Raw genomic sequence first — 19,014 nt, forward strand, 5'->3', positions numbered from 1 at the left:
TCCCTCATGACACAGACATACGATTTCATCATCATTGGCGCCGGTTCCGCCGGCTGCGTTCTGGCCGACCGACTGTCCGCAAATGGCCGGTTTGAGGTGCTGCTGATCGAGGCAGGCGGCAGCGATCTGCACCCCTGGATCAAGGTGCCGCTGGGCTATGGGATGACCTTTTCCGACCCCAAGGTAAACTGGCGCTATAACGCCGCCTCGGATCCGGGCCTGAAAGGGCGCGAGGCCTATTGGCCGCGCGGCAAGGTGATTGGCGGGTCCAGCTCGATCAATGCGATGGCATACGTGCGCGGTCTGCCGCATGACTTTGATGACTGGGAAGCTGCGGGTGCGACGGGCTGGAACTGGGACAATGTGCGCGCCACCTATGATGCGCTGGAAACCACGGACGAACCGGCAGAGGACGGCAGCCGCCGCCTGCGGGGCAAGGGCCCAATCCACGTCAGCGACCTGACCCACGAGATGAACCCCTTTAGCGAACATTTCCTGAGCGCGGCTGAAGATATGGGCTGGCGTGTGCTGGAAGATATGAACGGTGCCGCGCCGCAGGGCAGCAACCTCGTGCCGGGCGAAGGCCTGGGCTATGTGCGATCGACCGTGAAAAACGGGATGCGCTGGTCGTCGGCGGATGCTTTCCTGCGCCCGGCGCTGAAGCGCAAGAATCTGACCGTGGCCAAAGGCGCGCTGGTCGAAAAGGTGCTGACCGAAAACGGTGCGGCGACCGGTGTCCGCTTTACCCAGCGGGGCGCGCAGGTCGAGGCCCGCGCGGGCCGCGAGGTGATCCTGTCCGCAGGCGCGATCAATTCGCCGCAGCTGCTGCAACTGTCGGGCATTGGCCCGTCGGACCTGCTGAAAGCCAAGGGGATTGAGGTGGTCCAAGACCTGAGCCAGGTTGGGCGCGGTCTGCAGGACCATCTGGCGGTCTGTCATTTCTACTGGGCCAACGAGAAGACCCTGAACGCCAAGCTGGGATCGCTGTGGGGGCAGGGGCTGGCGGCGCTGCGCTATGCGCTCACGCGTGGTGGGCCGCTGAGCGTTCCGGTGAACCAGACCAGTGGCTTTGTCCGCACCGAAGGCGCGGCGCAACCGGATGTGCAGGTCTATGCCAATCCCGCATCCTACTACACCACACCGGGTGGCAAGCCGCATATCGACAAGGGCAATGGGTTCCTTTTGTGCATGCAGCCTTGCCGTCCGACCAGCCGGGGCGAGATTTCGATCCAATCCGCCGATCCGCGGGAAGCGCCGGTTATTCAGCCTAATTCGCTGGCCACCGAGGAAGACCGCGCCATTGCGATCAAATCGAGCCACCTGTTGCAGCAGATGGCCATGACGCCGTCGATGCAGGCCGTGACCACCGAGCGGCGCAGCCCGGATATTGTGCCAATGGATGACGATGCGCTGCTGGAAAACTTCCGCGCGCGGTCCGGGTCGGTTTTCCACGCGTCCTGCACCGCGCGTATGGGCCAGACGGCCCGCGATTCTGTTCTGGATTCGCGTCTGCGGGTGCATGGGGTGCGGGGGCTGCGGGTGATTGATGCCTCGGCCTTCCCGAATGTGACCTCTGGCAATACCAATGCGCCGACCATGATGCTGGCGGCGCGTGGGGCAGAGCTGGTGCTGGAGGATCACGCGCTGGCCAGCTGAGTGCTGAAATCTGCCGTGGACGATTCGAGTCGCACCGTCGTTTTGAACGATTGTGCGGCTCTTTTTTGTGCATCGGCCGACGGACCTTTGGGCGGAGCAGGTTGCAGAATTGCGCCGAAGACCCCATCTTAAGGTGTAAGGAATGCGGCGCAGACAAGGCCGCAATACCCCTGATACATGGCGGTTGAGGGCGGGGCTTGCACCCAATCTGCCATCCGCGTATTGCCGGACGTCTTGCGGCGCGGCATCTGCGCCAGGGTGAAATTGTCCACAGGTAAGCGGCGCTTCTGTTGGTAACTATATGTTGACAATTTTGCCATCAATGCGTCTATATAGTGGTGCTTCGGTTCTTCCGGGATGCCCTGGGAGCTGAGAGGGAAGCCGGTGAAAATCCGGCGCTGCCCCCGCAACTGTTAGTGGTGAGCAATGCCGGAAAAGCCACTGGGACAAGGGTCCTGGGAAGGTCGGCGGCGCGTGAAGCCACGAGTCAGGAGACCTGCCGCAAGCATGGAATAACCACGAACGGTGGGTTCGGGGATCTGGGTTCGGCAAGAAGGCTGCTCTTCTGTCGGAACGGTGCCCTTACCCCAAGACAAAGGATAGAGGACCAATGAGCGTCATCGTGTATTCGAAACCCGCATGTGTGCAGTGCACCGCAACCACCCGCGCCATGGATGCAAAGGGGATCGCTTATGACGTCGTCGACCTCACCGAGGACGCGAACGCAATGACACGCGTCACCGAGCTGGGCTACCGTCAGGCCCCCGTTGTGATCGCAGGCGAAGACCACTGGTCCGGCTTCCGTCCTGACATGATCGCGCGACTGGCGTCCTAAGCCATGTGCGCTGTGGACGCCTTGGGGGGCGGACATAGCACGGCGGCGGCCACCACATTGGAGCTGGTCTATTTCTCCTCGCGCTCGGGCAATACCCATCGGTTTGTCGAACGTCTGGACCGGACCGCTCACCGCATTCCCATCGAACTGGAAGAAGAGCTCGCCCCGCAGGGTGGGCCCTTTGTTCTGATCTGCCCCACATATGCAGATGGCGAAGGGAAGGGTGCTGTGCCCAAACAGGTGATCCGTTTCCTGAACGTCCCAGCCAACCGCGAGGCCCTTGTGGGTGTCATCGCCACCGGCAATCGAAATTTTGGTGCGACCTATGCCCTTGCCGGCCGCATCGTTGCAGATAAATGCAAAGTGCCGCTGCTCTATACCTTCGAGCTGGCGGGAACCGACACTGACATTGCCCGCACCCGGGAAGGGCTGGCAAAACTGGAGAGAGAGCTATGCTCGACAGCGATCTGAACGGTCTCGACTATCACGCGCTCAATGCGATGCTGAACCTGTATGATGCGGATGGGAACATTCGCTTTGATGCCGACCGTATGGCGGCGCGGCAGTATTTCCTGCAGCACGTGAATCAGAACACCGTGTTCTTTCACTCGCTGGATGAAAAGCTGCGCTATCTGGTGAGCGAAGGCTATTACGAAGAAGAGGTTCTGGATCAGTATTCCATGAACTTCCAGCGCGCCATCTGGGACGCGGCCTATGCCAAGAAATTCCGCTTCCCGACCTTCCTCGGCGCGTTCAAATACTACACCTCTTACACGCTGAAGACCCGCGACGGGAAACGCTTCCTCGAACGCTACGAGGACCGCGTGGTGATGACCGCGCTGACGCTGGCGCGCGGCGACGAGACACAGGCGATGGCCTTTATGGAAGAGATCCTTGAGGGTCGTTTCCAGCCTGCAACGCCGACCTTCCTGAACGCCGGTAAGAAATCCCGTGGCGAGCTGATCTCGTGCTTCCTCTTGCGTCTGGAAGACAACATGGAAAGCATCGGCCGCGGCATCAACTCTGCCCTGCAGCTGTCCAAGCGCGGCGGTGGTGTGGCGCTTCTGCTGACCAACATCCGCGAGCACGGCGCGCCGATCAAAGGCATTGAGAACCAGTCCTCGGGCGTGATCCCCGTGATGAAACTGCTGGAAGACAGCTTTTCTTATGCAAACCAGCTGGGCGCGCGTCAGGGCGCCGGTGCGGTTTATCTGAACGCCCACCACCCCGACATTATGCGGTTCCTCGACACCAAGCGTGAAAACGCAGACGAGAAGATCCGCATCAAGACCCTGTCCTTGGGCGTTGTCATTCCCGACATCACGTTCGAGCTGGCAAAGAAAAACGCCGACATGTACCTGTTCTCTCCGCATGATGTGGAGAAGGTCTATGGCGTGCCGTTCTCGGAGATTTCCGTCACCGAGAAATACGACGAAATGGTCGACGACAAGCGCATCCGCAAGTCCAAGGTCAATGCGCGTGAGTTCTTCCAGACCATCGCCGAGATCCAGTTTGAATCTGGCTATCCTTATGTGATGTTTGAAGACACCGTGAACCGGATGAACCCGATCGACGGCCGCATCAACATGTCGAACCTGTGTTCGGAAATCCTGCAGGTGAACACTGCGTCCAAGTTCAACGAAGACCTGGGTTATGCGGAAATGGGCAACGACATTTCCTGCAATCTGGGTTCGCTGAACATCGCCAAAACCATGGACGGCAACGACCTGAGCCGCACCGTAGGCGCCGCGATCCGGGCGCTGACGGCTGTGTCTGAAATGTCCGCCATCGACTCGGTTCCTTCCGTGCGCAAGGGCAACGACGAAAGCCGCGCGATTGGTCTGGGCCAGATGAACCTGCACGGGTTCCTGGCGCGTGAGCACATCCATTACGGCAGCGCAGACGGGGTGGAGTTCACCTCTGTCTACTTTGCAGCCATTGCTTATCACGCGATCAAGACGTCCTGCGAGCTGGCCAAAGAACACGGCAAGACCTTTGTTGATTTCGACAAGTCCGACTATGCCTCGGGCATTTTCTTCGACAAATACACCACCCGCGACTGGCTGCCGGAAAGCGATGTGGTCGCAAAGCTGTTTGAAGGCCACGACCTGCCGACCCGTGACGATTGGGAGGCGCTGAAGGCCGATGTGATGAAGCACGGTCTTTATAACCGCAACCTGCAGGCGGTGCCGCCGACCGGTTCGATTTCCTACATCAACAACTCCACCTCCTCGATCCACCCGATCGTGTCCAAGATCGAGATCCGCAAGGAAGGCAAAATCGGCCGCGTGTATTACCCGGCTGCCTTTATGTCGAACGAGAACCTGGAGTATTACCGCGATGCCTACGAGATCGGCCCCGAGGCGCTGATCGACACCTATGCGGCGGCGACCGAACACGTGGATCAGGGCCTGTCGCTGACCCTGTTCTTCCCGGCCGAGGCCACGACTCGTGACATCAACCGCGCCCAGATCTATGCTTGGAAAAAGGGCATCAAGACCATCTACTATGTGCGTCTGCGCCAGGAGGCCCTTGAGGGCACCGAGGTTCAGGGCTGCGTGTCCTGCTCCCTCTAAGGCCTGATTGCTCGAAGGAAAGAGATCATGAAAGACGTGACTGAGACAAAGATCCCGCGCGCGATCAACTGGAACCGCCTGCAGGACGAAAAAGACCTCGAGGTCTGGAACCGCCTGACGGTGAACTTCTGGCTGCCGGAAAAGGTGCCGCTGTCTAACGACATCCAAAGCTGGGCCACCCTGAAGGATGACGAAAAAGAGCTGACGATCCGGGTTTTCACCGGTCTGACGCTTTTGGACACCATCCAGAACACCGTTGGTGCCCCGGCGCTGATGCCCGATGCGGTGACCCCGCATGAAGAGGCGGTTCTGACCAATATTGCGTTTATGGAAGCGGTGCACGCGCGCAGCTATTCCTCGATCTTCTCGACGCTGTGTTCGACCAAGGAAATCGACGAGGCCTTCCGCTGGTCGGAAGAAAACCCGCATCTGCAGGCCAAAGCCAAGGCGATTCTGGACACCTATGCGCCGGGCAATGACCCGCTGAAGCGCAAGATTGCCAGCGTGTTCCTGGAAAGCTTCCTGTTCTATTCGGGCTTCTACCTGCCGATGTACTGGTCCAGCCGCGCCAAGCTGACCAACACTGCCGACCTGATCCGTCTCATCATCCGCGACGAGGCGGTGCACGGCTATTACATCGGCTACAAGTTCCAGCGCGCCTATGAGCAGCTGAGCGAAGACCGCCAGCAGGAGCTGAAGGACTATGCCTTCTCGTTGCTGTTCGAACTCTACGAGATCGAAAACCAGTACACCGAGGAACTGTATGACGGCATCGGCCTGACTGAAGACGTCAAAGTTTTCCTGCACTACAACGCGAACAAGGCGCTGCAGAACCTTGGGTTCGAGGCGCTGTTCCCGGCAGAAGTCTCTGAGGTGAACCCGGCGATCCTTGCAGCCCTCAGCCCTGACAGCGAAAACCACGACTTCTTCTCTGGCTCTGGGTCTTCTTATGTGATCGGCAAGGCCGTCGCGACTGAAGACGAAGATTGGGATTTCTAAGGGCTTAGCCCGCAAATGCCAAAAAACGACACGCAGAGGGGCCCTGGCCCCTCTGTTTGCGTTTGGGGATCTGGTGGGGATCTGGTTTCTCAAACGTTGACCGAACGTCTTTGCGCCCCTATGACGGTCAGAACCGGGGGCGCCCAGATGGGCTGAGACGTACCCTTTGAACCTGAACCAGATAATGCTGGCGGAGGGAAGGTATCAGCGCAAGGTCGCAATCTGCCTTTTTACCGCCGGTCGGAGACCGAGACCGTGAAGCCAGATCAGCCGCTTGTCTTTGTGCGCGCCGCGATCCCTTCCGTGTTGGTTTTCCAGTACCAAACGGGAGCGGTAAAATGATCGCCAATGTCCTTTCCATTGCAGGCTCTGACCCGTCGGGCGGGGCGGGTATTCAGGCGGATCTGAAGTCGATTTCGGCCAATGGCGCCTTTGCCATGGCGGCAATCACGGCGCTGACGGCGCAGAACACCCAAGGGGTGACCGGCATTCAGCTGGTGCCGGGCGATTTCGTGGAAAACCAGATCAAGACCGTGTTTGACGATGTGCGCGTCGATGGTGTGAAAATCGGCATGATCGCCACTGCTGAAATTGCACAGGCCGTGGCAAACGCGCTGCAGCCCCACAAGAATGTGCCGATCGTGTTGGACCCCGTGATGATCGCCAAAGGCGGCGCGCCGCTGCTGGCCGATGACGCGATTGAGACCCTGCGCAGCGCGCTGCTGCCGCTGGCGCATGTGCTGACCCCGAACCTGCCCGAAGCCGCCCATCTGCTGGGTCTGGAACCTGCCACCACCCGTGACGAGATGGTGTCGCAGGGCCGTGCGCTGTGCGCGCTTGGCCCGCGTGCGGTGCTGATGAAGGGTGGGCATCTGGAACAAGACGACAGCCCCGATGCGCTGGTGACGGCGGATGACGTGCATTGGTTCGAGGCCGCGCGTACCCAGACCAAAAACACCCATGGCACCGGCTGCACGCTGTCGTCGGCGCTGGCGGCGCAGATCGCCCAAGGCCAGCCGCTGCCCGAGGCCGTGCAGGCCGCGAAATCCTATGTCGCCCAGGCCATTGCCCAGGCCGATCAGCTGACCGTCGGCTCTGGCCACGGTCCGACCCACCACTTTTGCAAGTTTTACTCCTAAGGAAACGCTCTGATGAAACAGTTTATCCGCAACACTGCCTTGGCCTCGGCCCTGTCGCTGATCGCCGCGCCGCTGATGGCGGCGGACAAAGTGACCCTGATGCTGGATTGGTTCGTGAACCCCGACCATGGCCCCATCATCATCGCGCAGGAAAAAGGCTACTTTGCCGCGCAGGATCTGGAAGTTGAGATCATCGCCCCGGCGGATCCGTCGGACCCGCCGAAAATGGTGGCTGCCGGTCAGGCCGATCTGGCGATCTCCTACCAACCGCAACTGCACCTGCAGATCCACGAAGGCCTGCCGCTGCAGCGCGTGGGCACGCTGGTTGCAACCCCGCTGAATTGCCTGCTGGCGCTGGAAGACGGCCCGATCAAGACCCCTGCGGACCTGAAAGGCAAGAAGATCGGCTTCTCTGTCGGCGGTGTGGAAGAGGCGGTTCTGACCTCGGTTCTGAAAACCCACGGCGTCGCGCTGGACGAGGTGGAACTGGTCAATGTGAACTGGTCCCTGTCGCCGTCGCTGATGTCCGGTCAGGTCGACGCCGTGATTGGTGCTTTCCGTAACTTTGAACTGAACCAGATGGACATCGAAGGTGTCGCGGGGCGTTGTTTCTATGTCGAAGAAGAAGGTCTGCCGCCGTACGATGAGCTGATCTATGTCGCCAACACCAATTCGATGGACCGTGACATGATCACCCGCTTCCTCGCCGCGACCGAGCAGGCGACCCAGTTCATGGTCAACCATTCGGAAGAAAGCTGGGAAATCTTTGCGGGCTATTCGTCCGAGCTGAACGACGAGCTGAACGCCCGCGCCTGGGTCGATACCCTGCCGCGCTTTGCCCTGCGTCCGACCGCGATGGACGAAGGCCGCTACGCACGTTTTGAAAGCTTCCTGCACGAGGCAGGCCTGATCGACAGCATCAATCCGGTGTCCGCGATCACCATCGACGTGACCGCCGAATGAGCGGCGCACACTATGGCCGCGCCTTTGCGGCGCTGCAGGAAGGCTGCCCAAGCGATTGGGCGGCCTACACGCGCCACGCCTTTGTCGAAGGGCTGCGCAGTGGTGATCTGCCCCGCGAGGCGTTTCTGCATTATTTGAAGCAGGACTATGTGTTCCTTGTTCATTTCTCCCGCGCGTGGTCGCTGGGGGTGGTGAAGTCGGAAACGCTGGACGAGATGAAGGTCTGCGCAGGCACGGTGGATGCGCTGGTCAACCACGAGATGGCGCTGCATGTGCAGACCTGCGCTGAGGCTGGCATTGACGAAGAAGCCCTGTTCGCCACCCGCGAAGAGATCGAGAACCTCGCCTATACCCGCTTTGTGCTGGATGCCGGTCTTCAGGGCGATTTTCTGGACCTGATCGCGGCGCTTGCGCCCTGCTGTTTTGGCTATGGTGAAATCGGCCTGCGTCTGGCGGACGAAGCAGCCGAGGGCACGCAATATGCGGATTGGATTGCCACCTATTCAGGGGCGGACTACCAAGAAGCGATGCAGGCGGTGGGCACCATGTTTGACGCCGCGATTGAGCGCCGTCTGGGTCCCGATTTTCTGAACAGTCCGCGTTGGGCTGCGTTGCAGGACCGGTTCACCACCGCAACCCGGCTTGAGGTCGGTTTCTGGGACATGGGCCTGCGGCCTGCTTGAGTAAGTAAACATGACAAATGCCCCCGCAATCACACTGTCCGGCAGCTATAGGCTGGATCAGATCCCGCTGTTTTCCGATGTGAACCTCCATCTGCAGGCGGGGGAATGGACCTGCCTTCTGGGGAAGTCGGGGATGGGGAAATCCACCATCCTGCGGCTGATCCTTGGGCTGGAGGTGGCAGGGGCGTTCACCGGAGACATCACCGCTGGTGACGGTGCGCCGATTGACGGGCGCGCAAGTTACATGGCGCAGACCGATCTGCTGCTGCCGTGGCTGACATTACGCGAAAATGTGGTGCTGGGCGCGCGACTGCGGGGTGACACTGCTGACCTGGGCCGTGCCGATCAGCTGATCGACCGGGTGGGTCTGCGCGACTACCGCGACGCAAAACCGGCGGCGCTCTCTGGCGGCATGCGTCAACGCGCGGCCCTTGCGCGCTGCTTGATGGAGGACCGCCCGGTGGTCTTGCTGGACGAACCCTTCTCGGCGCTGGATGCAGGCACGCGCGCGGATATGCAGGACCTCGCCGCCGAGGTGCTGGCCGGGCGCACGGTGCTCTTGGTGACCCATGACCCGGCAGAGGCCTGCCGCCTGGGCCACCGGATCATCCTGCTGACGGCCGAGGGCACGCAAAACTGGCCTGTACCAGACAGCGCCCCCATTCGTCGCGCCGATGACCCGCAAGTGTTGCAGGGGCAGGCGGCGCTGCTGGCCCATCTGCGGGGGGCTGCGGCATGATGAACCTGTTGAAACGCCTGCAATACCCCATCCTGGCGCCGCTGATCGGCCTCAGCCTGTGGCAGGCGGTTGTCTGGCTGACCAATGCGCCGCATTTCATTCTGCCCGGCCCGCTGCGCGTGGCGCAGGCAGGCTATAAAAACTGGGAGAGCATCAGCGGCCATGCGCTGGTCACCGCGACCGAGATCGGTCTGGGGCTGGTGATTGGCATCCTGCTGGGGGTGGCGACGGCGATCAATCTGGCGACCTCGCCGCGTTTGGCGCGGTTGTCGCTGCCGTTGCTGGTCTTTACCCAGGCAGTGCCGGTCTTCGCGCTCGCCCCGATCCTGACGCTGTGGTTCGGCTATGGCATGGGCTCCAAGATCATTATGGCGGTGCTGATCATCTATTTCCCTGTGACGTCGGCCTTTTATGACGGGCTGTCGCGGACGCCGTCGGGGCTGCTGGATCTGGCCCGCACCATGGGGGCAAGACCGAGCCAAGTCATGTGGCGCATCAAGATCCCCCATGCGCTGCCGTCGCTGGCTTCGGGTCTGAAGCTCGCCGCCGTTTATGCACCGATTGGCGCGGTGATTGGCGAATGGGTGGGGTCGTCAAACGGGCTTGGCTATCTAATGCTGCTGGCCAATGGCCGGGCAAAGACGGACCTGATGTTTGCCAGCGTCTTTGTGCTGGCGATCATGACGGTGGTGCTGCACCGGCTGATCTCTATGCTGGCGAACCGGGTGTCGGCCATGGCTGCCTCGGGTGAGGCCCCCCCGAAGATCTGAACCTTCGGGAGGGGTGCCTGTTTAGTGCATGTGAGGGGTGTTCACGGACAGGCTGAGCTGCGCGCTGTCGTGCTGCGCGGTGACGGTCAGCGCCCCGCCCGGAACCCCATCCAGCGGCTGGTCCATCAGATAGGCCGTGCGCCCCCAGTGGCCATCCGAGGTGACATCATTGGTCAGGACAATGCCGGGTGCGAGCTGCATTTCAAAGCTCACGAACACCGCATGCACACTGCCCGGTTCGTCACAGACCAGCTCGGCCGTGGTGCGCGCGGGTCTGGTGTTGGGGCGGGTAAAGTCAAAGGTGAACAGATCCGCCTTGGGGCCCAGCGTGCGCAGGCCGCAGGTGGCAAAATCATTGGGGGTGATCTGTGCGACCTGTGCGAATTTGTGGAAGGCGCTGAGGTCAAACCCTTCGGCCTGGGCGGGCCGCCAGAGGTTCAAAAGTTTATCACTTTCAACCAGTTGCGCCTTCAGGATGCCATGTTCCGGCACCGCGCGCGCGCCGGGTTTGGCCAAGGCACCCATCGCATGGGTCAGCGTTGCCAGCGCGCCTTCGCCCAGAAGAACGGTGTCGACGATTTCGGAAATCACCACATCGGCAGGCTCTGGCATATCCACGCCGATCTCAATGGTATGGGACCATTTGCGCAGCACGGTGATCCGGTCGCTAAGGCCATTTTCGGCGATCACGCGTTCGGCGGCTTCGGCGATCAGCGGTTGCTGTTCGCAGGCATAGACATGTTTGGCCCCGGCGCGCGCGGCCAGCATGGCGGTCAGCCCGGCACCGCAGCCAATGTCCAGAACGATGTCGCCCGGTTTGACCTTGGCGGCAATGGCTTCGGCATAGGCGCGGTTGCGCGCGGTGTCGGCCAGCATCGGGAAATGCCAGCGCGGTACAAACATCTGATGCAGCTTATTGCGCAGCAGTTGTGCGTCGTGCTGATGGGGGTCGTGACGCAGGGCCTCGTCCAGCAGTTGAGACGTGCGCAGCCCGCCGTCGGACAGCGGTTGGGCCTTGGCCATATTGACAAGCGTTTCCGCCTCTTGGACCGATTGAAATTGATCCAGAGCTTGTTCAATGGAACGAAAATGGAGCACCTGATTTCCTCATTTCTTGATGAATGACACAAAGGCGTGCCGCGGCGCTTTACGCATGTGTTGCCAATGCGTTGGTGAAAGGCGCCGCACCCGCCAAGCTAGAGCGAGGCGCTGAAAGGAGGGTTAATAAGGCAGCGCATTTCAAAGATTCTGACCCAGGCGAAAGCCCCTATTTTTGCGGTGCTATATTGCAGCCGTCTGCGGGGCTAAATCCGCTGTTAACGGGCCGTGTTTAGTATCGAGACGCGCCAAAGGACCTGTTGGTCGTAAGTATGCTTTTGATGCGCCATTGTTCGGGCGTCGGCGTTTTGTGTTTGTTTCTGGGTACAGGGTTAAAAGATGAAGGCAGTCACCATTCAAACCGATCAATCGGAAACAGATCAGGCGCTGGCGGATCTGGAAGCGCAGCTTCGCACTGTGCCGGGACAGCCGGACATGGCTTTTGTGTTCTACGGCTGTGATCACGATGCAGATCTGCTGAACAGCTGGTTTCAAAGGCACCTGCCGGAGGTGCCGGTGATGGGGGGCTCTTCGTCTGGCGGCATGATGGGCGCACAGGCAATGGGCGGCGTTCATTCGATTGGTGTGATGCTGTTTTTTGACCCGGACGGGGATTTTGGCACCGGTGCAGCGGACAAGGGCGGCGACCCTGCAGTGGCGGCGCTGTCTGCGCTGGATCAGGCGCTTATCGATGCCGATTGCGAGGGGTTGTTGCCGGATTTGATCTGGGTCTATCAGTCACCCGGCGCGGAAGAGGCGGTGATTGACGCCCTGGTCGAACGGGTGGGGGCTGACTGCCCGATCTTTGGCGGCAGCGCGGCCGATAATGATGTGTCCGGCGCCTGGAGCCAGATCGCCGCGGGGCAGGTGCTGACCAATGGTGTTGCGGTTGGTGTTTTCTTCCCGTCAGGGGAAATCGGGTTTTCGTTCCAAGGCGGTTATGAGCCGACGGGTCAGAAGGGCGTCATTGAAACCGGAGCGGGCAATGGATCTGACCCGGCGCGTTTGATTGCACAGATTGACGGGCAATCTGCGGCGCGGCTCTATAATGACTGGACAGACGGGGCGATTGCGGCCCCGCTGGCCACGGGCGGCAGCGTCCTTGCCGAGACCACGATGTATCCGCTCGGGGTCGAAATGGGACTGGTCAATGGGGTGCAGCAATACAAGCTGGTGCATCCTGAAACGGTCACAGACGGCGGTGCGCTGACCCTTTTTGCCAATCTGGAAAACGGCACCGAGGTGCATTGCATGACGGGCGAAAGAGACAAGCTAACCACGCGGGCCGGGCGCGTGGTGGCGCAGGCGGCCGCGAACCTGACTTGCGACAGGCCGACGGCGGCTCTGATCGTCTATTGTGGTGGCTGTCGTCTTGCCGTGGGAGAGGCCGTTTCGGATGTGCATGATGCCGTCGCAGAAGCGCTGCCGTCACAAACCGCGTTCCTTGGCACGTTTACCTTTGGCGAACAGGGAATGTTGGTGAATCGGAACCTGCATGCCAACCTCATGATCTCGGCCGTTGTCTTCGGCGGCTAATCTAGGGAGCGCGCTGGATGCAGTCCGTCGAGGAACTTCGCGACATCCTTTCGCAATTGCAGGAAGAACTGAAAAGCCGGCGCGAGCAGGCGGCCCAGTCGGAGCTGCTGTTGTCCGGTATTGAGAGCCTCTTGTCGACCGAGGCGGGGTCAGACCCTTTTGCCATTGCCTTCCAGTCGCTTGGTTGCATTTTGCAACATGACGATGCCCTGGCCCTGGTGGCCGAGCGGCGGACCGAGGCAAGAGGCAAGTCCGGTGACGATCTTCTGTGTGTGTCGGCCACCCAAAAGTCGGCTCTGGGGCGTCGGGTTCAGCCCGACAAAATCTTGAAAAAGGTGCTTGCGGGGCGCGTTGCGTCGGGTTTGGCGGGGGCGGCCAGTCCGATTGTGACGGGCGAAGATCGGGCCGCGCTGTACCTGCCCATCAATTTTGGGGAAACGCGCGGGATCGTCGTGCTGTGGCGCAATGCAGACAAAGATGGGTTTGGTCGTCAGGACATTGCCTTGGGGCGCCGGTTTGCGCCCCTGACCAATCAGGCCCTCTCTATGCGCGATCGTGCGCGCACCGAGGAAACCAACCGCATGTTGCGTGTCCAGTCACGGGAACTGGAAAAACAGGCGCATTTCGACACGCTGACCGGGCTGCCCAACCGGATCAAGATCGACATGATCTTGGAGGACGCGATTGCCAATGGTGGGGCCGACGACCGGTTTGCCCTGGCGTTTTTGGATGTGAACAAGTTCAAACGGGTCAATGACTACTACGGGCACGAAATCGGCGATGCATTGTTGCTGTCGGTGGCCGAGCGGCTCAATACGCATTTGGGCGAGGGCGATGTCGCAGCCCGGATCAGCGGGGATGAGTTTCTGCTGCTGATCCGCTCGGTTCCGGATCGCGCTGAACTGGGGTTTTTCATCGACCATCTGGCCGAGGTTCTGAGCAACACTCACAGCCTCAGGGGGTTTTTGATCGACGCCTCTTCGGCAATCGGCGTCAGCAGGTTTCCCGAAGATGGCACCGATCAAGTGCAGCTGCGCCGGGCGGCGGATATGGCAATGTATCGCTCCAAAGCATCTGGTGGCGCTTTGCCGGTGATTTTTGACGCTGGTATGGCCCATGAGCTGACGGCAAAAATGGAGCTGGAGACGCGGCTGCACGACGCGATTGAGCGCGAAGATTTCGTCCCCTTTTTCCAGCCCAAGATCGACATTCGAAATGGGGCGCTGCATGGGTTTGAAGTGCTGCTGCGCTGGCGCACCGGGGAGGCCGAATATACGGCCCCCGGCGCGTTCCTCTCAACAGCCGAGGAACAGGGATTGCTGGACAGGATCATGTTTCAGGCGGTGCGCAAATTGGTGGATGACCTGCCGTTGCTGACCGGCCGTTTCGGCCGAAAGGTCAAGCTGTCGATCAATGTGACCCCGACGCAATTGAAGGACCGCGAGTTTATGAAACGGCTTTTGGCGTTGCTGTCATCGGCAGAACTGCGCGGGCGCTTGGTTCTTGAAATCACCGAAGACGAAGCTTTGGATGTGGAGCTGTTTCGCACCCATATTCAACCCGAACTGGCACGGAACGAGATTTTGGTCTCCATTGATGATTTTGGAACCGGATACTCCAATCTGGCGCAGCTGGCCGCCCTGGAGGCCTATGAGCTGAAAATCGATCGTGCTTTGATCGCTGGGATCCACCGTGATCCGGCCAAACAGCAGATCGTGTCGATGATCTGCGCGATTGCGAGGAATGCAGGAGAGAAAACCGTTGCGGAGGGCGTTGAAGATCCGGAGGACCTGGATTTCCTGCGCCACCATACGGCGGTGGACATGGTGCAGGGCTATATTTTTGCGCGGCCCATGCCCCTGGCGGACCTGCTGGTCTACAGGTTTCCGGATGCCGCTTGGGACAAACCCGCGCACTCCGCCTAGCCGGCAGAGGACTGACGTGCGGTGCCATGCACGTCAGCAACCTCGCCGCGGCGCAAGACGGATTTCAGGGATTCGGCGTCCATAGGGCGGAAATAGCGAAAGCCCTGCAGCATGGTGCACCCAAGGCTGCGCACCAGTTCGGCCTGTTCATCGGTTTCAACCCCTTCGCACACGGTTTCGATTCCGAAGGTTTTGGCAATGCCAAGCATGGATTCAATCAAGGCGCGCTCTTTGCGGGAATGGGGGGCGGCGGCGACGAACCGCCGGTCGATTTTCATCACATCCGGCGACACCCGCAGCAAACCTGCAAGCGAAGAATGTCCGGTGCCGAAATCGTCAATGTGAATGCCAACGCCCAGTTCGCGCAATTCGTCGATGCGCCATATGACACGTTCGCCAAGATCATCCAGGTAAGCCGATTCCAGAAGTTCCACCACCAGGCGAACGGGGCTGTCCTGCATCGATTTCACCACCTCCATCAGATCGGTTTCCATCAGCCGTTCGACAGAGACATTGACCGCAAGATGCGGCAACTCAGGCAGGTCTGCGACCTCCAAAATGACCTCTATTGCTTGGGTCAGAATGGTCCGGTCGATAAAACGCATCAGCTTGAGTTCTTTTGCCAGCGCGAGGAAATGATCGGGGCCGACAAGGCCGCGGACGGGATGCTGCCAGCGCGACAGGACCTCGATCCCGCGGATCTTGCCGGTTTGCGCATCGACGATCGGTTGGAAAAAGGGAACAAACTCTGCGCGTTCCAAACCCTGTTGAATTTGGTCGGTCAAGTCCTTGCGTTCGATGACGGCGCGGCGCTGGGCTTCGTCAAATTCGATCCACTGGTTTTTGCCGTTTCCCTTCGCCTTATAAAGCGCAATATCCGCCTGAACGAGGGTCTCCAAAAGATCGCGATTGTTCCTGTCGTGATAGGCAATCCCGATGGAACAGCCGACGCGGACGGTTTGCCCTTCGAATTCGCTGGGCGCGCGCAGGGCCGGAATCAGCGCGTCCGCCAGCTGTTTGGCCGAGGCCGCAACATCGGTGTCTGCGACAAGAACGGCGACAAATTCATCCCCACCGATGCGTGCAATGCCCCGGCAGGCCCCGCCCACCGCGCGCAGTCGCGTGGCCACAACCCAAAGCACATGATCGCCTGCTTTGTGGCCCAAGGTGTCATTGATCTGTTTGAACCCATCAAGATCCATATGCAGCAGGGCCACCCGGCGTGGCGTATCGAGCCTGTTTTCCCGATCCAGTTCCTCAAATAGGTTCATCAAGGCCCGGCGGTTCGGCAGGCCTGTCAGCTCATCAAGGACCGCCTGTTTGGCAATGCGTCGGCTGGCCTCTGCCTCGGCCTCAACAGAGATCAAAGTCCTGGCGTTCTTTTTCAGGAAGGCGACCGCTGTGGCCAGTCGCCCGACCTCGTCTTCGCGGGATAGAAACGGCACGTCACGGTCCAGATCCCCGCCGGTGACGTCATCGATCACCTGCGTGATGTCGTGCAAGGGGCGGATCACGCTGCGCAGCACAAAGGCAATCATCAGCCCCAGCAGGCTGAAGCTGATCACCTGCAGCAAAACGGTCTCGCGGCGGGTGGTCTGCAACAGGGCCTGGGTCGGCGCAATAGAGAAGCCCGTGACCAAAACGCCGATCTGATTGGTGTCGTTATAGACAATGGTCTGTTTGAACAGCACGCTGCCGCCAAGTTCCAGAACCGGGCTTTCGCCGGACGCGGCGAAGGTGTTGGCAATACGGGACAGATCCGCGTCGGTGGCGAGGGCCGGGGTTTCGGCAAAAGGCATATCGTCGGCAAGGATCAGGCCAAATGTGAACCCCTCGATATGGGCGAAACCCGTCATGATTTCGCGGGCCTGTTCGCTGTCAAAGGTCCAGACAGCCTTGGCCACCGCGTCGGCGATCACAACAGTGGTTTCTTCACCGCGCAAATAAAAACTGCTTTCGATTTCAGTTTGGAAGCGGGCCAGCCAGCTGCCTGTGTTTGCTGCGGCAACGGCAATCAGGCCCAGCATGCAGGGCACGATCAAACGCCAAAGCAATGATCCACGAAACGTCCGGATTGGCATTACGCCCCCAGTCTCGCATCGCAGGATGCAGATCTGTCGGGCGGGACCGAGGGGGCGGATGCACCCCAAAGGAGGAGGGGCCGAAGCACATCCATGGGCAACCTTCACAATTTAACACACAGGTTTCAGCCTAGTCGCTCCGGGTTTCGAAGCCCTTAAAACGCCTGCCCAACGGCTTCGAATTCGTCGGATGCAGGCGCAAGGACCAACGATGTCGCCTGACACTGGCCTGCAGAACCGATCCGGCAGAAAACCATGACATCGGTCTGTTCAGGCCGTGTTGGGCGCAGTGGACGACCTGGCGGCGGGGGTGTTTTCCCCATGCTGACCTTTCGACAGGACTTGGTCTGCGGGCGATGATTTAACCGTTTGCTTTGCCATTTTACGGTCAGATTGCTACTCTGTCCGGCAGGAGTGTTTCGAGTTGTTTGTTTCGCGTATCCAAATTACAGCGGCCGTGCTGGCCGTTCTGCCTAGTGTTGCACCGGCTGAAGAGGCGCCGGTGGACCTTGTTGTGTCCACTTTGGAATGGCCCCCCTATACCGGATCGCACCTGCCCGGTGAGGGTGCCGCGAGCGAAGTCTTGCGGGCGGCGATTGCAGCAGAGACCCCCGAGGCGGAGGTGGAAATCCGGTTTCTTCCCTGGAACCGTGCGGTGGCTTTGGCGCGGGATTCAGAGGCGGTTCACGCCTATTTCCCCGGCTACGACTGCACCCATGAAGAGGGGTTTGTATCTTCTGCCCCGTTTGGGGCCAGTGTCCTTGGCTTTGCCGAACCCAGACCACACCCTTTGAACTGGCGTGTGCTGGAAGATCTTAGCGGGTTACCGCTCAAATTCGGCACTGTCCTTGGTTATCGCAATACAAAAGCCTTCGACGACATGGTGGCGCAGGGAGCGCTGCAGGTGCTGTCTGCGAAGGATGATGTCACCAATCTGCGCCGCCTGCTGGCCGGGCGCGTGGATGCCGTCGTGATTGACCAGCGGGTGATGCGGTATTTGGTGCGCACGGAACCCAGCCTGTGGGCCCAGAAAATCCGGATTGGTTTCAACGCAAAACCCTTGGCCGAGCAACCCCTGCACGTCTGCTTCAAAGACGATGCCAAGGGACGGGAATTGCGCGATCGTTTTGATCGCGGCTTGGCCTCACTCGACCAGAAAGGAGCGATGATCGACGCCTATATCCAACGCGAATTCCAATAAGACCTCGCGGGCCTAGGTCACGCAGAGGCGAGAGGAGGGAAAGACAATGCGCAAGATCCGTTTGGTGATTGCACTCAGTGTCGCGCCTTTTGTGATCCCGTTTTGGGCGGCAGCCGAAGGGGTTACGGTGTTGACGGGGAACGACTATCCGCCGTTTGCAGATGAAACATTGCCCGAAGGGGGGCTGGCCACCGAAGTGGTGCGCCGCGCGTTTCTTCAGATGTCAGAGCCAGTGGAAATCCTGTTTCGCCCGTGGGAACGCGGAATGGTGGAAACGCAGGCTGGCAAATATCTGGCAACCTTTCCCTGGAGCTACAACGCAGAGCGGGAAAAGACGCTGGCCTACTCCGAGCCGCTTTATACCTTCAGCCAGTATTTCTTTACCCGCGCTGAGGCGCCGTTCCGGGGGATAACCGAAGCCGACCTGCAGGGCGCGCGGCTGTGTCTGGCGCTGAGCTATAACACCTCTGGGCTTGAGCAATTGGTGGAGGCCGGGGTGATAACCCTTGTGCGGCCGCAGACGCTGTCAAATTGCTTTCAGATGATTGCTGCAAACCGTGCCGATGTGGTGCGGGTCAATGACCGGATCGGCTGGACCACAGTGGACAATCTTGGTCTGGAGCGCAGCGCCTTTCGTATGATCGAAGAGCCCGTGCGCACCTCTGTCCAGCATGTTCTGTTCAGCCGGGCCCATCCCGAAACCGAGCGACTGTTGGCCGGGTTCAACGCGGCGTTGGAGGCCCTGAAGGCCAGTGGTGCCATCGACGAGGTCATGTCCAAGCATCTGAAATAACAACCAAGGGAAGGGGGGCA

Annotated in this window: 16 protein-coding genes and 2 riboswitches; of the genes, 14 read left to right on the top strand and 2 right to left on the bottom strand. The window is 60.1% G+C overall.

What is annotated here, in order from left to right:
• Positions 1-6: 6 nt before the first annotated feature.
• From TRM7557_RS07110 to TRM7557_RS07155, 10 genes are all read left to right on the top strand, one after another.
• Positions 7-1,656: a GMC family oxidoreductase gene (locus TRM7557_RS07110; protein WP_058289525.1), complete on the top strand. Its 1,650-nt coding sequence runs from the start codon at positions 7-9 to the stop codon at positions 1,654-1,656.
• Positions 1,657-1,983: 327 nt separating this feature from the next.
• Positions 1,984-2,174, top strand: a riboswitch (cobalamin riboswitch).
• A gap of 92 nt (positions 2,175-2,266) precedes the next feature.
• Entirely contained in the window at positions 2,267-2,491 is a 225-nt protein-coding gene (nrdH, locus tag TRM7557_RS07115; protein ID WP_058289526.1) for a glutaredoxin-like protein NrdH, read from the top strand.
• 3 nt (positions 2,492-2,494) lie between these two features.
• Complete coding sequence (nrdI, locus tag TRM7557_RS07120; RefSeq protein ID WP_058289527.1) at positions 2,495-2,962, top strand: class Ib ribonucleoside-diphosphate reductase assembly flavoprotein NrdI; 468 nt, start codon at positions 2,495-2,497, stop codon at positions 2,960-2,962.
• Positions 2,944-5,067, top strand: coding sequence for a class 1b ribonucleoside-diphosphate reductase subunit alpha (gene nrdE / locus TRM7557_RS07125; RefSeq protein WP_058289528.1), 2,124 nt, complete (start codon positions 2,944-2,946; stop codon positions 5,065-5,067). The genes nrdI and nrdE overlap by 19 nt, the downstream gene beginning before the upstream one ends.
• 27 nt (positions 5,068-5,094) lie before the next feature.
• Positions 5,095-6,066, top strand: coding sequence for a class 1b ribonucleoside-diphosphate reductase subunit beta (gene nrdF / locus TRM7557_RS07130; RefSeq protein ID WP_058289529.1), 972 nt, complete (start codon positions 5,095-5,097; stop codon positions 6,064-6,066).
• A gap of 125 nt (positions 6,067-6,191) precedes the next feature.
• Positions 6,192-6,283, top strand: a riboswitch (TPP riboswitch).
• Between the two features lie 121 nt (positions 6,284-6,404).
• On the top strand, positions 6,405-7,205 hold the full coding sequence (gene thiD, locus TRM7557_RS07135) for a bifunctional hydroxymethylpyrimidine kinase/phosphomethylpyrimidine kinase (RefSeq protein WP_058289530.1): 801 nt from the start codon (positions 6,405-6,407) through the stop codon (positions 7,203-7,205).
• A 12-nt stretch (positions 7,206-7,217) separates the two neighbouring features.
• Entirely contained in the window at positions 7,218-8,168 is a 951-nt protein-coding gene (locus TRM7557_RS07140) for an ABC transporter substrate-binding protein (protein WP_058289531.1), read from the top strand.
• Complete coding sequence (gene tenA, locus TRM7557_RS07145; protein WP_058289532.1) at positions 8,165-8,851, top strand: thiaminase II; 687 nt, start codon at positions 8,165-8,167, stop codon at positions 8,849-8,851. Before TRM7557_RS07140 ends, tenA begins: the two co-directional genes overlap by 4 nt.
• Before the next feature lie 10 nt (positions 8,852-8,861).
• On the top strand, positions 8,862-9,590 hold the full coding sequence (locus TRM7557_RS07150; RefSeq protein WP_058289533.1) for an ABC transporter ATP-binding protein: 729 nt from the start codon (positions 8,862-8,864) through the stop codon (positions 9,588-9,590).
• The gene (locus TRM7557_RS07155; protein WP_235811422.1) at positions 9,587-10,360 is read left to right on the top strand and encodes an ABC transporter permease; all 774 of its coding nucleotides are present in this window, start codon (positions 9,587-9,589) and stop codon (positions 10,358-10,360) included. Before TRM7557_RS07150 ends, TRM7557_RS07155 begins: the two co-directional genes overlap by 4 nt.
• Positions 10,361-10,381: 21 nt before the next feature.
• On the opposite strand, the gene TRM7557_RS07160 is transcribed toward TRM7557_RS07155, so the two are convergent.
• On the bottom strand, positions 10,382-11,458 hold the full coding sequence (locus TRM7557_RS07160; RefSeq protein ID WP_235811423.1) for a 50S ribosomal protein L11 methyltransferase: 1,077 nt from the start codon (positions 11,456-11,458) through the stop codon (positions 10,382-10,384).
• A 339-nt stretch (positions 11,459-11,797) separates the two neighbouring features.
• Here TRM7557_RS07160 and TRM7557_RS07165 point away from each other — a divergent pair, with 339 nt between their 5' ends.
• The gene (locus TRM7557_RS07165) at positions 11,798-12,994 is read left to right on the top strand and encodes an FIST signal transduction protein (protein ID WP_058289534.1); all 1,197 of its coding nucleotides are present in this window, start codon (positions 11,798-11,800) and stop codon (positions 12,992-12,994) included.
• A 17-nt stretch (positions 12,995-13,011) separates the two neighbouring features.
• Entirely contained in the window at positions 13,012-14,919 is a 1,908-nt protein-coding gene (locus TRM7557_RS07170; protein ID WP_058289535.1) for a putative bifunctional diguanylate cyclase/phosphodiesterase, read from the top strand.
• Here the strand turns inward: TRM7557_RS07170 and TRM7557_RS07175 are convergent.
• Positions 14,916-16,946, bottom strand: a complete 2,031-nt coding sequence (locus tag TRM7557_RS07175) for a putative bifunctional diguanylate cyclase/phosphodiesterase (protein WP_074942061.1) — start codon at positions 16,944-16,946, stop codon at positions 14,916-14,918. The genes TRM7557_RS07170 and TRM7557_RS07175 overlap by 4 nt on opposite strands.
• 478 nt (positions 16,947-17,424) lie before the next feature.
• Between TRM7557_RS07175 and TRM7557_RS07180 the strand changes: the two genes are divergently transcribed.
• Both TRM7557_RS07180 and TRM7557_RS07185 read left to right on the top strand, forming a co-directional pair.
• Positions 17,425-18,201 carry a substrate-binding periplasmic protein gene (locus TRM7557_RS07180; protein ID WP_058289537.1) on the top strand — a complete coding sequence of 259 codons (777 nt, stop codon included), beginning with the start codon at positions 17,425-17,427 and terminating at the stop codon, positions 18,199-18,201.
• A 46-nt stretch (positions 18,202-18,247) separates the two neighbouring features.
• Positions 18,248-18,994: a substrate-binding periplasmic protein gene (locus TRM7557_RS07185; RefSeq protein WP_058289538.1), complete on the top strand. Its 747-nt coding sequence runs from the start codon at positions 18,248-18,250 to the stop codon at positions 18,992-18,994.
• Positions 18,995-19,014 lie beyond the last annotated feature (20 nt).

The organism is Tritonibacter multivorans (assembly GCF_001458415.1).
GTDB classification, from domain to species: domain Bacteria; phylum Pseudomonadota; class Alphaproteobacteria; order Rhodobacterales; family Rhodobacteraceae; genus Epibacterium; species Epibacterium multivorans.